The sequence below is a fragment of the [Mycobacterium] manitobense genome (assembly GCF_025821665.1).
GTDB classification, from domain to species: domain Bacteria; phylum Actinomycetota; class Actinomycetes; order Mycobacteriales; family Mycobacteriaceae; genus Mycobacterium; species Mycobacterium arseniciresistens.
The window spans coordinates 45562-58432 of the sequence record NZ_JACKSJ010000117.1 but is presented as its reverse complement, the minus strand read 5'-3'; the positions used below and the strand labels follow the sequence as shown (position 1 = coordinate 58432).

General features: G+C 69.1%; 14 protein-coding genes. 11 read left to right on the top strand and 3 right to left on the bottom strand.

Annotated elements, in window-relative coordinates:
* The first annotated feature begins 17 nt into the window (after nt 1-17).
* Together H7I41_RS14600 and H7I41_RS14595 are read left to right on the top strand one after the other, a co-directional pair.
* Nucleotides 18-974, top strand: coding sequence for an LLM class F420-dependent oxidoreductase (locus H7I41_RS14600; RefSeq protein WP_264013312.1), 957 nt, complete (start codon nt 18-20; stop codon nt 972-974).
* Entirely contained in the window at nt 971-2020 is a 1050-nt protein-coding gene (locus H7I41_RS14595) for a CaiB/BaiF CoA transferase family protein (RefSeq protein ID WP_264013311.1), read from the top strand. The genes H7I41_RS14600 and H7I41_RS14595 overlap by 4 nt, the downstream gene beginning before the upstream one ends.
* Here H7I41_RS14595 and H7I41_RS14590 read toward each other — a convergent pair.
* Entirely contained in the window at nt 2005-2319 is a 315-nt protein-coding gene (locus H7I41_RS14590; RefSeq protein ID WP_264013310.1) for a 2Fe-2S iron-sulfur cluster-binding protein, read from the bottom strand. The two genes, H7I41_RS14595 and H7I41_RS14590, sit on opposite strands and share 16 nt — an antisense overlap.
* Nucleotides 2320-2460: 141 nt before the next feature.
* Between H7I41_RS14590 and H7I41_RS14585 the strand changes: the two genes are divergently transcribed.
* The 9 genes from H7I41_RS14585 to H7I41_RS14545 all read left to right on the top strand — a co-directional run bounded on the left by H7I41_RS14585 (nt 2461) and on the right by H7I41_RS14545 (nt 11247).
* The gene (locus H7I41_RS14585; protein WP_264013309.1) at nt 2461-3864 is read left to right on the top strand and encodes a class I adenylate-forming enzyme family protein; all 1404 of its coding nucleotides are present in this window, start codon (nt 2461-2463) and stop codon (nt 3862-3864) included.
* A complete protein-coding gene (locus H7I41_RS14580; protein ID WP_264013308.1) occupies nt 3842-4657 on the top strand; it encodes an acyl-CoA dehydrogenase family protein in 816 nt (271 codons plus the stop codon). Before H7I41_RS14585 ends, H7I41_RS14580 begins: the two co-directional genes overlap by 23 nt.
* Nucleotides 4644-5726, top strand: a complete 1083-nt coding sequence (locus H7I41_RS14575; protein WP_264013307.1) for an acyl-CoA dehydrogenase family protein — start codon at nt 4644-4646, stop codon at nt 5724-5726. Before H7I41_RS14580 ends, H7I41_RS14575 begins: the two co-directional genes overlap by 14 nt.
* 15 nt (nt 5727-5741) lie before the next feature.
* Nucleotides 5742-6509 carry an enoyl-CoA hydratase/isomerase family protein gene (locus tag H7I41_RS14570; RefSeq protein ID WP_264013306.1) on the top strand — a complete coding sequence of 256 codons (768 nt, stop codon included), beginning with the start codon at nt 5742-5744 and terminating at the stop codon, nt 6507-6509.
* 168 nt (nt 6510-6677) lie between these two features.
* Nucleotides 6678-7616 (top strand): TauD/TfdA dioxygenase family protein, encoded by a 939-nt coding sequence (locus H7I41_RS14565; RefSeq protein ID WP_264013305.1) that lies wholly within the window; start codon nt 6678-6680, stop codon nt 7614-7616.
* A complete protein-coding gene (locus tag H7I41_RS14560) occupies nt 7594-8475 on the top strand; it encodes an ABC transporter permease (RefSeq protein WP_264013304.1) in 882 nt (293 codons plus the stop codon). Before H7I41_RS14565 ends, H7I41_RS14560 begins: the two co-directional genes overlap by 23 nt.
* A gap of 4 nt (nt 8476-8479) precedes the next feature.
* Nucleotides 8480-9187 carry an ABC transporter ATP-binding protein gene (locus H7I41_RS14555; RefSeq protein WP_264013440.1) on the top strand — a complete coding sequence of 236 codons (708 nt, stop codon included), beginning with the start codon at nt 8480-8482 and terminating at the stop codon, nt 9185-9187.
* Between the two features lie 28 nt (nt 9188-9215).
* A complete protein-coding gene (locus H7I41_RS14550) occupies nt 9216-10277 on the top strand; it encodes a PhnD/SsuA/transferrin family substrate-binding protein (RefSeq protein WP_264013303.1) in 1062 nt (353 codons plus the stop codon).
* Between the two features lie 52 nt (nt 10278-10329).
* On the top strand, nt 10330-11247 hold the full coding sequence (locus tag H7I41_RS14545) for a TauD/TfdA dioxygenase family protein (protein WP_264013302.1): 918 nt from the start codon (nt 10330-10332) through the stop codon (nt 11245-11247).
* Nucleotides 11248-11308: 61 nt separating this feature from the next.
* On the opposite strand, the gene H7I41_RS14540 is transcribed toward H7I41_RS14545, so the two are convergent.
* Both H7I41_RS14540 and H7I41_RS14535 read right to left on the bottom strand, forming a co-directional pair.
* Nucleotides 11309-12058 (bottom strand): SDR family NAD(P)-dependent oxidoreductase, encoded by a 750-nt coding sequence (locus tag H7I41_RS14540; RefSeq protein ID WP_264013301.1) that lies wholly within the window; start codon nt 12056-12058, stop codon nt 11309-11311.
* Nucleotides 12055-12819, bottom strand: coding sequence for an SDR family NAD(P)-dependent oxidoreductase (locus tag H7I41_RS14535; protein ID WP_264013300.1), 765 nt, complete (start codon nt 12817-12819; stop codon nt 12055-12057). The genes H7I41_RS14540 and H7I41_RS14535 overlap by 4 nt, the downstream gene beginning before the upstream one ends.
* Nucleotides 12820-12871: the final 52 nt, after the last annotated feature.

Genomic DNA, 12871 nt, shown 5'->3' with positions numbered 1-12871 from the left:
GAAGGAAGTGCGGTGACATGAGACTCGGTGTGATGATCGGGGCCGAGCGCGGCGACATGGCCCGCAAGGTCAAGAAGCTGGTGTCCGACATCGAGTGGGCGGAGTCCGCGGGCCTGGACACCGCGTGGATGCCGCAGGTCCCCGACGACTTCGACTGCCTGGCGATGGTCGCGCTGATGGCCGCGCACACCTCGCGTATCGAACTGGGCACCGCGGTGGTGCCGCTGCAGGCGCAGCACCCCATCGCCCTTGCACGTCAGGCGCTTTCGGTGCACGCCATGGCCGGGGGACGGCTGGCGCTGGGCGTCGGCCCGTCGCATCACTGGATCATCCGCGACATGCTGGGGCTGCCTTACGAGAAGCCGGCCGGCTACACCCGCGACTACCTGGAGGTGCTGAGCGCCGCGGTGTCCGGTCCCGGTCCGGTGGACGTGGAGAACGGCAACTTCACCGTGCACAACCCGACGGCGCTGGGCGCGGAGACACCGCTGCCGGTGCTCGTCGCCGCGCTCGGGCCGGTGATGCTGCAGCTCGCGGGTGAGCACGCCGACGGCACCGTGTTGTGGATGGCCGACGAGAAGGCCATCGGCGACCACATCGCGCCGAAGATCACCAAGGCTGCCGCGGATGCGGGCAAGCCGGCGCCGCGCATCGTCGCGGGCATCCCGGTGTGCCTGTGCGCGAACTCCGAGATCGACGCCGCCAAGGAGCGGGCGAATCGCATTCTCTCCGAGGCAGAGACGTCGCCGAACTACCAGAAGCTGCTCGACCGCGGCGACGCCCGCAACGTCGGCGATCTCTGCGCGGCGGGTGATATGGAACAGATTCAGCGTCGATTCCAAATGTTCGCCGACGCCGGGGTCACCGACCTGTCGGTGCGGCTGCTGCCGATCGGCGACAACCGCGACGAGCTGATCGCCTCGAAGCACCGCACGCGTGAGGTGATCGCCGAGCTCGCCAAGGCGGTGCGATGAGCGGTCCGGGACCGCTCGCAGGCATCCGCGTCCTGGAGGTCGGCGTCATGCTGGCCGGCCCCTACGCCACGATGATGCTGGCCGACCTGGGCGCCGAGGTCATCAAGATCGAGCCGCCCGGCGGTGAGATCTCCAGGCAGGTCAGCGACAGCTACTTCGCCAGCCTGAACCGCAACAAGTCGAACATCTGCCTGGATTTGCAGTCGCCCGACGGGCAGCGCCGGCTGGGCGAGCTGGTCGCGGAATCCCATGCGCTGCTGGTCAACATGAAGCCCTCGGTGATCCGCAAGCTCGGCCTGACCTATGAGGATCTGCGCCGCTACAACGAGAAGATCGTGTGCGTCGCGATGACGGGTTTCGGCCTCGACGGCGGCGACGACCCGGCGTTCGACTACGTGATCCAGGCCGCCACCGGGGTCGCGGCGATGACCGGCGATCCGGACGGACCGCCGACGCTGCCCGGGTATTCCTCGGCGGACAACTCGACCGGCCTGACCGCTGCTCTTGGCCTGCTCGCGATGATCGTGTCTGGTCGCGGTGGTCAGGTGGACGTCTCGCTGCGCGACGTGATGCTCTCCCAGCTCAACTACCGCGCGGCGGCCTACCTCAACGACGGTGTCGAGCCACGCCGCTTCCCGAACGGCGCGCACTCGTATTACGTTCCCGCGCAGCTGTTTCCCACCGCGGCGGGGTATCTTGCGCTGTTCATCACCCATGACGGGTTCTGGCGGCTGTTCGCCACGGAGGCCGGCATCGACGGCTTCCCGATGATGGCCGAGCGTGCGGCCCGCCGCGAGGAGGTGCTGGCGGTCGTCACGGCGGCGCTGCGCACCGACACCGCGGCCGGGTGGGAGGCGCGGTTGCGCCCGCTGGGCATCCCCGCCGCGGCGGTGCGCAGCCTGCCGCAGGCGCTCGACGCGACGCCGGAGGCGCTGGTGGACGCGGGGCCGTACCGGCTCGTCGGCAGTCCGGTGCGGGTGTCGGGGTTCAGCCCCGAGTACCGGCCGCCGCCGCCCCTGCCGGTGCAGGCTCAGACGTCGTCGTAGTCGACTATGACGACCGCGGTGTCCGGCACCGCCTGGCAGGTGAGCACGTAGCCGTCCTCGACCTCGTCGTCGTCGAGGGCGTCGTTGACCCGCATGGTGGCGGTGCCCTCGGTCAGCTTGGCCATGCAGGTGCCGCAGTTGCCCGCCTCGCAGGAGAACGGTGGCGTCATCCCGCCGCGGCGGGCGCTCTCCAGCAGCGTCTCGCCGGGGCGGCCGACCACCGACACTTTCGCGCGATCGAAGATGAAAGTGATCTCACCCGGTCCGGCGGAAGCGTCGGTCATCGGTTCGGCCGTCATCAGACTCCTCTGGGCATCGTCATTCTGGTTATAAGAGAACTCTATTCTCTTCTAATGATAGGCTCTTCTCAAGACGAGTTCGGCACCGGCTCGGTGCGGCACGAGGAGGGCGTAAGCGGCGGTGTGCGAGGAGGCCGACACGTGACTGACCCGGTCGCTCTCGCCTTCGAGGATCGCGAGTTCACCCTGGCACAACTCGACGCGATGGCCAACGGGATGGCCACCACCCTGGAGCACCGCGGTGTGCGCGCCGGTGACCGGGTTGCACTGATGTCGTCCAACCGCCCCGAGTTCGTCGTCGCCCTGCGGGCGATCTGGCGGCTGGGCGCGGCCGTCGTCCTGATCAGCCCGGCATGGAAGCGCCTCGAGGTGCAGAACGCCCTCACACTGACTGGAGCGTCGCACGCCGTCGGCGACCAGGCTCTGCTGGCCGAACTCGTGCCGATGCTGCATCTCGACGAACCGATCGCGCCCGGCATGCGGACGTTCCTCGCGCCGCCGCCCGGTTCCGACGCGCTACTGGTGTTCAGTTCGGGCACCACCGGCATGCCCAAGGCGGTCCGTCACACCCACCGCGCGTTCGCCGCCGCCGTGCGGCAGTGGCGCGACGCGCTGGAACTGTCGGCGACGGACCGGATGCAGATCATGACGCCCCCGTCGCACATCCTCGGCCTGCTCAACATCGCGATGGCACTGGACACCGGGGCGTGGATCCGGCTGCATCGCCGCTTCGACGTCGACGCGATGCTGCGTCACATCGCGGCCGACCGGATCACCATCGAGATGTCGGTGGCCCCGATCGCGCTGGCCATCGCCGGGCATCCGCAGCTCGAGAGCCACGACCTGTCCTCGCTGCGCTACATCATGTGGTGCGCCACCCCGGTCACCCAGAGCGTCGCCGACAGCGTCACCCGGCGCGTCGGCGTGCGGTGGGTCGCCGCCTACGGCACGAGCGAGGTCCCGGTGATCGCGGCCAACCCCGTCGACGGCGCACGGCTGGACACCGTCGGCCGGCCCGTCCCCGGGGTGAGTGTGCGCATCGTCGACCCCGAGACGGCGGCGGTGCTGCCGCCCGGGCAGACCGGCGAGATCCAGGTCAGGTCCGATGCCGTGATGGCCGGCTACCTGCCCGCCGAGGCGACGGCCGAAGTCTTCAGCGACGGCTGGTACCGCACAGGCGATGTCGGCGCGCTCGACGCCGACGGCTGGCTGCGGATCACCGACCGGCTCAAGGAGATGATCAAGGTGCGCGGCTTCCAGGTCGCGCCCGCCGAGGTGGAGGCGGTGCTGCACGGCCACCCGGCGGTCGAGGACTGCGCGGTGTTCGGGGTGCCCGACGCGGCCGACGGCGAGGCCGTCATCGCGGCCGTGACCACCAGCGTGCCGGTGTCGTCCGAGGAACTCGTCGGACTGGTGGGCGACCGGCTCGCTCGCTACAAGCAGCCCCGCCGGGTGGTGTTCGTGCCCGAGATTCCCCGCCTACCGTCCGGAAAGGTGTTGCGCCGCGTGCTCAAGGAGGCTCATGGACGTCCGACTGACCAGTGAACAACAGCAGCTCCGGGACGCTGCGGCCAAGCTCGCCGACGACCTCGGTCCGGGGTCGGTGGCCGACCTCGACGACGACGGCCGCGCCGCCCGGCTGGAGAAGACCGTCGCGTCGACCGGGTGGCGGTCGCTGCGCTCGGACGAGGCGTCCGGGGTGGAGGTGGCGATCGTCGCCGAGGAGTTCGGCCGCGGCCTGGTCGACGTTCCGTTCCTCGGTCCGGTGCTCGCCGACGACCTGCAGCGCAGGCTCGGCAGGGAATTGGCGTCGCCCGACACCGCGCCCGCGTCGGTCGACCTCACCGGAAGCCTTGCCGGCGTTGACGAGTCACCCACCGAGCTGGCCGAGCTGTCGGGCGAGGACCGGGAGCGCTGGTATGCGCTCGCGCTCGCGGCGACCACGGCGGACATCGTCGGCGCGGCCCGCGGCGCCCATTCGCTGGCATGCGAGTACGCCAAGGTCCGCGAACAGTACGGATCGACGATCGGGTCGTATCAGGCGGTCGCGCACCTGCTGGCGGAGAGCCTGGCGCTGATCGAGGGGGCGATCAGCGTGTCGCGGCACGCGGCCTGGGCCGTCGACGAACTGCCGGTCACCGAGGCGGTCGAGGCCGGCCGGGTGGCGAAGATCTACTGTGCGCGTTCGGCACTGACCGTGTGCGAGACGTCGATCCAGGTGCACGGCGGCATCGGCAACACCTGGGAGTGCCTGGCCCACGTCTACCTGCGTCGCGTGCTGGCCGCCACGGAGGCCTGGCCCGTCAAGTTGGAGGAGCTGACCATTGGACTTTCGTGACGGACCCGACGAGGCCGCGTTCCGGGATCGGTTGCGCGGGTGGCTGACCGAGCAGAAGGGCAAATTCCCGACCTCGGGCGACGAGTACTGGGCCAAGGCCGGCGAATGGCATCAGGCGCTCTTCCAGGCCGGATTCTTCGGCACGTCGTGGCCGAAGGCGTACGGCGGCCAGGACCTGCCACCGGTCTACGACGTCATCGTCGACGAGGAGATCGCGAAGGCCGGCGCGCCGGCACGGCCGAGTCTGGGTTACCTCGTCGTCGGCCTGAGTCACCACGGCAGCGAGGAACTGCGGCAACGTTTCCTGCCCGGCATGATCAATGGCACGGAGCGGTGGTGCCAGGGCTTCTCGGAGCCCGGCGCCGGGTCGGACCTCGCATCGTTGACCACGACGGCGGTCCGCGACGGTGACGAGTACGTCATCCACGGCCACAAGATCTGGACGAGCTACTCCGACGTCGCCGACTGGTGCCTGGTGCTCGCGCGCACAGAGAAGGATGTTCCGAAGCACAAGGGCATCTCGGCGTTCATCGTGTCGATGCACCAGGACGGTATCGAGCAGCGCCCGCTCAAGATGATCAGCGGCGTCACCAGGGAGTTCGGCCAGGTCGAATTCGACGGGGCGCGGGTGCCCGCCGACAACATGGTGGGCGCACCGGGCGAAGGCTGGAAGCTTGCGATGACGGTGGTCAGCCACGAGCGCGAACCGTCGACGCTGGGCTTCTCGGCGCGATACGGGAAGACGGTGCGCCAGTTGGCCTCCCGGGTCGACGGGCCGGCGCCCGACGAGCTGTCCTGGGCATGGGTGCAGACCGAGATGCTGCGGCTGCACGTCCGTAGGCGACTTTCCGAACAGCTCGACGGGATCAAGCACGGACCGGACGGGTCGCTGGACAAGTTGCTCATGACGTGGGTCGAGCAGTCGGTCGGGCATGCCGCGCTCGCGACGGTGGGTACCGGCGACGAGGATCTCTTCGGCGCCTACATGTACAGCCGCGCGCAGAGCGTCATGGGCGGCACGTCGCAGATCCAGAAGAACATCATCGCGCAACGCATCCTGGGATTGTGAGCGAGAGGAACTGACATGTACGACATGCCCGACGAGATCGACGTCCGTGCCGATGGCGGTCTGCGAATCATCATGCTGAACCGCCCCGACGAGCTCAACGCGGTCAACGACCCGCTGCACGTGGGGCTGGCCCGGATCTGGGAGGCGCTGAACGAGGACGCCGACGCGAGGGCGGCGGTGATCACCGGTGCGGGACGGGCGTTCTCGGCCGGCGGCGACTTCAACTACCTCGACGAACTGCGCAGCAACGAGGCGCTGCGGCAGAAGACGATCAAGCACGGCCGCGACCTCGTCATCGGAATGGTGCGATGCCGCATCCCGGTGGTCGCCGCGGTCAACGGTCCGGCCGTCGGGCTCGGCTGCAGCCTGGCCGCGCTGTCCGACATCGTCTACATGGCCGAGACGGCGTTCTTCGCCGATCCGCACGTGTCGATCGGACTGGTCGCGGCCGACGGCGGGCCACTGGTGTGGCCGTCGCAGATCAGCCTGTTGCAGGCCAAGGAGTTCGCGTTCACCGGTGTGCGGATCAAGGCCGCCCGCGCCCTCGAACTCGGGATGGCCAACCACGTGGTGGCCGATCCGCTCACCGAGGCGATCGCGTGCGCGAAGAAGATCATGGAGTTGCCGCAGCAGGCGCTGGAAGCCACCAAGCGGCTGATGAACATCCAACTCGAGAAGTCGGTGATGGCGTCGCTGGACTACGCCAACCTGTCCGAATACGTCTCGTTCGGAACCGATGACTTCAACCGGATCGTCGACGGTCTGATCGCCAAGAGCAAATAGGCCCCCGAATGCGTTGACTCTGCGCCCGCGGCGCGAATGTGCGAGTGCTCGTCGCCGTGGCCGCAGGATCAACGACAAATTCAGGGCGATCTAAACCGGTAGCGCCCCGGAGTCATGCCGTTAGCGTTCGAATCGCTGACGACGGTATGACTTCGAGGGGACAAGACGATGACCACTGCCACCAAGACCGCCCTGCAGGTGACTCCGCTGTCCGGCTGGACAGGTGCCTTGATCACGGGTGTCGACCTGTCGGCGCCGCTGTCCGACGAGGAGACGGCGGTCATCCGCTCGGCGCTGCACAAGTGGAAGGTGGTGTTCTTCCGCGACCAGACACTCGACCACGCGGCGCAGATCGCGTTCGGCGCCCGCTTCGGCGACGTGACACCGGGGCACCCGTACGAAGGTGACTCGGCGCCACCGGAATTCCCACAGATCCACACGGTCTCACCGGCTGCCTACGATCACCGCTACGGCACCAGGTACCGCAAGAAGCAGAGCCCCAACGGCCCGCAGTGGCATGCCGACGTCACGCCGCTGATCAACCCCCCGTCGCATTCGATCCTGCGCGCCGAGACGGTCCCGCCGTACGGCGGCGACACCCAGTTCACCAATGTCGCCGCGGTCTACCAGGGTCTGGCGCCCGAGGTGCGGGCGTTCATCGACGGCCTGCGCGCCGAACACCGCTTCGGCGCGACGTTCTCGGCCGACCGGAGCAGTGAGAAGATCGGCGACCTGGTGCGCGCCAATCCGCTGGCGTCGATCCATCCGGTGGTCCGTGTCCACCCCGAGACCAAAGAGCGTGTGGTGTACGTGAATCCGTCGTTCACCCGGGAGATCGTCGACCTGTCGCCGCGGGAGAGCAGGCACGTGCTGGATTTGCTGTTCGAGCAGATCGGCCGGCCCGAGTACACCGTGCGCTTCAAGTGGGAGCCGGGCAGCGTGGCCTTCTGGGACAACCGCGCCGCCCTACACCTCGCGCCGCGCGATTTCGAGCACGTCGAGGGCGACCGGGTGCTGCACCGCATCACGCTGGTCGGCGACGTGCCGGTCGGGCCCGACGGCCGGGCGTCCGAGTCGATCTCCGGTGAGTTCTTCGGGGCCGCCTGAGATGGCGACGGTGCTGACCCCGCGGGCGGCGGGCAGCGGATCCGCGGCCAGGCTCGTCGATCCGCGGGCGGCACACCGCGAGAGCCGTCCCAAGCGCCGCGTCCCACGCCAGCTGCAGCGCCTGCTCGGGCCGGTGCTGCTGGTCGGTCTGTGGCAGCTGCTCTCCTCCACCGGCGCCTTCGACTCCCGCACGGTGCCACCGCCGACCCGGGTGGTGCGTGCCGGGTACCAACTCATCCTGGACGGGTCGCTGCAGGAGCATTTGTCGACCAGCCTGCTGCGGGTCGGGTACGGGCTGGTGTTCGGCATCGCACTCGGGCTGGGACTGGCGCTGATCGCCGGGCTGTCGCGGATCGGCGAGAACTTCGTCGACGCGAACATGGAAGTGCTGAACGCCATCCCCAACTTCGCCCTGGTGCCGCTGCTCATCGTGTGGTTCGGCATCGGCGAGGTGCCCAAGATCACGCTCATCACCATCGCGGTGGCGGTCTCCATCTACATCAACACGTTCAGCGCCATCCGCAGCGTCGATGCCGGCCTCGTCGAGGCGGCCCGATCCTTCGGCGCAGGCCGCACGGAGCTGATCTACCGCGTCGTCCTGCCCGGATCACTGCCCGGATTCCTGGTGGGGTTGCGCCTCGGTCTCACCGCCTCGTGGCTGGCGCTGATCTTCGCCGAGACCATCAACGCCAAGAAGGGCCTCGGCCGGATGATGACCGACGCACGGGAGTACTTCCAGGTCGACGTCGTCTTCGTGCTGATCGCCGTCTACGCCGCGCTCGGGCTGTCGTCGATCCTGATCGTGCGCTTCCTGGAGAGCAGGCTGCTCACCTGGAGACGGGCCTATGACGGAGACTGACACGCTGACCGAGACGGTGGTCCTGGTCCGCAACCTGCGAAAGCAGTTCGGCGACACCACCGTTCTCGACGGCCTGGATCTGCAGATCCGCGCGGGCGAATTCGTCGCCCTGCTCGGCCGTAGCGGCTCGGGCAAGAGCACGTTCCTGCGCGCACTGGGCGCGCTGGACGGTGAGGTCGACGGCTTCGTGCGGGTGCCGGAGCGACGCGCCATCGTGTTCCAGGATCCGCGGCTGCTGCCGTGGCAGCGCGTGCAGACCAATGTGACCGTCGGCCTGCCGTCCAACGGCGCGGTGCGCAGGCAGGCCCTTGCCGCTCTGTCCGAGGTCAACCTCGCCGACAAGGCCAAGGCGTGGCCTCGCACCCTGTCCGGCGGCGAGGCGCAACGCGTCGCGCTGGCCCGCGCACTGGTGCGCGAACCCGAACTGCTGCTGCTCGACGAGCCTTTCGGCGCCCTCGATGCGCTCACCCGCATCAAGATGCACGGGCTGCTTCAGGACCTGTGCCGCCGCCACACGCCCGCCGTGCTCCTGGTCACCCACGACGTCGACGAGGCCATCCTGCTGGCCGACCGCGTCGTGGTGCTGACCGACGGCACCATCTCGCTCGATGCCGAGGTGGCGGTGCCCAAGCCGCGCAGGCGCGCGTCCGCGGAGTTCGCAAGCTTGCGGACCCGGCTGCTGACCGAGCTCGGCGTCACCGACGACCAATGACCTTCCGCACACAGAACAGGAACAACGCATGCCCAGATCCGGATGGAAACTCTCTGTCGCACTGACGGCCACACTGCTGGCCGCCGCCTGTGGCCTCTCCGACGACGAAGCAGGCGAAGCGATCGACTCGGTCCAGATCGCCACCAAGGGGGAGGTACCGCCCGGCGCCAAACTGGTTGTCGCCGAGCAGAACGCGACACAGTCGCTGCCGTGGAACCTCGCCGGCGCGGGCAAGGACACGCCCTACAGCGTCGAGTTCGCCGATTTCAGCGGCGGCGCGGCGGTGATCGAGGCGCTGCGGTCCGGCGCCGCCGACGTCGGCTCCATCGGTGAGGCGCCGGTGCCCATCGCGGTCGACAGCGGTGTCACCGACCTGGTGACCATCGGGCTGCAGGCCAATCCCGGCACCTCGGGCGGCTACTACCTGGTGGCACGGCCGGACAGCGGCGTCAACACGATCGAGGACCTGCGCGGCAAGCGGGTGGCCTACCCGCCGGGTTCGGGCCGCCACATGGTCACCGCCGCCCTGCTCAAGCAGCATGGGCTGGACCTGCGCACCGACGTGCAGCCGGTGGAACTGGCCGGGGCCGAGGTGGTTCCGACGTTCGCCGCCGGCGCGGTGGAGGCGGCGATCGTGCTGGGCAACCAGTACTACCAACTCGGCGAACCGCCGATCCTCGGCGACGGCAAGGGCATCAACACCGGGATCCAGAGCCTGATCGTGCGCAAGGACATCCTCGACGATCCCGCGAAGGTGGCGGCGATCGGCGACTACGTCGGCCGGGCGGTGGCGGCCAACAACTGGAAGGACACCCACGCCGACGAGTGGATCGACGAGTACTACGTCAAGCAGCAGGGCATCACGTTCGACCAGGGCAAGAAGCTCTACGAGGAGGACGGCATCGCCTCCTACTACCCGATCGACGCCTCGTCGACCGCCCTGTTCCAGACCGTCGCCGACGGACTCTTCGACACCGGCACCACCAAGACCCGCGTCGACGTCGCGTCCTACGTCGACGGCCGCTACAACGACATCGTCACGGCGCAGAACGAACTCGACGGTGTACAGCCCCGCCCCATCGAACAGTGATCGGCCACGAGAGTCCCGACAGTTCCCAGAATTTCGAGAGAAGGAGTCACGAGTGACACAGGTAGCCCAGGCGCTCGACGTCCGGCCCCAGTCCGGCTGGACCGGCGCCGAGATCCACGGCGTCGATCTCACCGCACCGTTGAGCGACGCGCACGTCGCCGAAATCCGCGCCGCACTGCTGAAGTGGAAGGTGGTGTTCTTCCGGGACCAGTTCATCGGGCACGACGACCACCTGCGGTTCGCCTCGGCATTCGGCGATCCCACTCCGGCGCACCCGCTGTTCGACGCGATCCCGGACCCGCAGTACCCCACGATCTATCCGATCTTCCGCGACCGCTTCAAGTCCCGGTACGGCGCCAGCCGCGGCTTCGACAGGGCGAACTGGCACGCCGACGTCACCGCCGCGGTCAATCCACCGGCGGCGTCCATCCTGCGGGCGGAGGTGATCCCGCCCTACGGGGGAGACACGCAGTGGTCGAACACCGTTGCCGCATATGAAGGATTGTCGGAGCCGGTACGGCGGCTCGCCGACGGCCTGCGTGCGGTGCACCGCTTCTCGCCGCCCGACGGCACCACCGCTACGGAGGACTACCGGCAACGGGTCAGCCGGCGGCCGCTGCTCACCGAGCATCCCGTGGTGCGTGTGCATCCGGAGACGGGGGAGCGCGCGCTGTACGTGAACCCGGGCTTCACCAGCCACATCGTCGGGGTGTCGCCGCACGAGAGCCGCCGTCTGCTCGGGCTGTTCTACGACGAGCTGTCGCGCCCGGAGCACACAGTCCGGTTCAAGTGGGAGCCGGGCAGCATCGCGTTCTGGGACAACCGCTCGACCGTGCACCTCGCGCCGTCGGACCTGACCACCGACGACGACCGCAGGCTCTACCGCGTGACGCTGGTCGGCGACGTGCCGGTCGGGCCGGACGGCCTGCCGTCGGTGGCGCTGGACGGCGAACCGTTCGACGCGATCTGACGTGCGCTGACTTTGCGTTCAGGGCGGCGATGTGCGAGAGAGGCACGCCCTGGACGCAGAGTCAACGGGACGTGAGTTCTTCCGAGCGCTGGACCGTGCCGGTGATGCCGTCGGCCCGCTGGCCGGCCAGCAGCACCGCCGCGCGGGCCATCGCCTCGGGTGGCTCGACCATCTCCGGCGGGATCTCCATCCCGGCGCCGCCGGCCTGCCAGCCCTCGGTGAGCACCACGCGCGACGGGCTCAGGCAGTTGACGGCGATGCCGTCGGCCTCCAGATCGGAGGCCAGCCCGAGGTAGAGCCGCTCGACGGCCGCCTTGGACACCCAGTAGGCGTTCGACCCGGCGTCGACCATCCCGACACCGGTGGTCGTCACCGCGATCAGCGAGCCGCCGCCGCGCGCCCGCACATGCGGGATCACGGCCTTGGTCACGAGGAACACGCCGGTCAGATTGACGTCGAGGCACAGCTGCCAGCGCTTGAGCGGGGTCGACTCGACCGGTCCCAACCACAGCACGCCCGCGTTGGCGATCAGCACGTCGATCCCGCCGAACTCCGAAACGGTCGCCGCCACAGCGGCTTCCACCGAGGCCTCGCTGGTGACGTCGCACGGCACGGGAAGCGCTCGTCCGCCCGCCGCGGTGATCGCGTCGGCGACCGAGCCGATGGTGCCCGGCAGCTTGCCCTGCTCCTCGGAACGGGCGGCCACCGCGACGGCCGCACCCTCGGCGGCCAGCGCCCTGGCGACGGTCGCGCCGATGCCGCGGCTGGCGCCCGCGACGAACGCGACCTTTCCCGTCAGGGACGACGTCACCTGGGCGGGAAGCGCAGTGCCCCGTCGAGGCGGATGACCTCGCCGTTGAGGTAGTCGTTCTCGATGATGCTCTGCGCGAGCTGGGCGTACTCGGTCGAGCGGCCCATCCGCTTGGGGAAGGGCACCTGCGGCGCCCAGTACTGCTCGAGCTGGTCGGCGGCCTTCCCGTAGGCAGGGGTGTTGATCGTGCCGGGTGCGATGCTGACCACGCGGATGCCGAGCGGCGAGAGATCGCGGGCGGCAACGAGAGTCATGCCGAGCACACCGCCCTTGGCTGCGGCGTAGGGCAGCTGGCCGACCTGGCCCTCGTATCCCGCGATCGAGGCGGTGTTGATGATGACGCCGCGGGCGCCCTCGTCGAGCGGCTCGCTCGTGGCGATCGCCGCGGCCGACAGCCGCATCACGTTGAACACCGCCGTCAGGTAGAACTCGATGGTCCGCTTGAAGCCGTCGAGGTCCAGCGGCGAGCCGTCCTTGCCGATCAGCCGGCCGCCGCTGGCGGGGCCGCCGTGGGTGTCGACGGAGATGCGCAGCGGGCCGAGCGACTGCGCCTCGGCGATCGCCGCCTTCACCGACTCCTCGGACGTCGCATCGGTGTGCACGTAGCGCACGCCCAGCTCGGACTCCAGCTCGCGGCCCTTGTCGTCGGCGACATCGGCGACCACGACCTTGGCGCCCGCGCCGTGCAGACGGCGGACCGTCGCCTCACCGAGTCCGCCGGTACCACCGACGACGATCGCCGCGCTTCCCGCGATCTGCATGCGGTTCCCCTTCTTGCAACTGACACTCTCGGACTGTGAGAATAACATTCTC

What these genes read in the sequence shown, in the direction of transcription:
- H7I41_RS14580 (WP_264013308.1), top strand. Translation starts at nt 3,842, where the DNA reads ATGGACGTCCGACTGACCAGTGAACAACAGCAGCTCCGGGACGCTGCG.
- H7I41_RS14535 (WP_264013300.1), bottom strand. Translation starts at nt 12,819, where the DNA reads ATGCAGATCGCGGGAAGCGCGGCGATCGTCGTCGGTGGTACCGGCGGA.
- H7I41_RS14600 (WP_264013312.1), top strand. Translation starts at nt 18, where the DNA reads ATGAGACTCGGTGTGATGATCGGGGCCGAGCGCGGCGACATGGCCCGC.
- H7I41_RS14590 (WP_264013310.1), bottom strand. Translation starts at nt 2,319, where the DNA reads ATGACGGCCGAACCGATGACCGACGCTTCCGCCGGACCGGGTGAGATC.
- H7I41_RS14595 (WP_264013311.1), top strand. Translation starts at nt 971, where the DNA reads ATGAGCGGTCCGGGACCGCTCGCAGGCATCCGCGTCCTGGAGGTCGGC.
- H7I41_RS14550 (WP_264013303.1), top strand. Translation starts at nt 9,216, where the DNA reads ATGCCCAGATCCGGATGGAAACTCTCTGTCGCACTGACGGCCACACTG.
- H7I41_RS14565 (WP_264013305.1), top strand. Translation starts at nt 6,678, where the DNA reads ATGACCACTGCCACCAAGACCGCCCTGCAGGTGACTCCGCTGTCCGGC.
- H7I41_RS14570 (WP_264013306.1), top strand. Translation starts at nt 5,742, where the DNA reads ATGTACGACATGCCCGACGAGATCGACGTCCGTGCCGATGGCGGTCTG.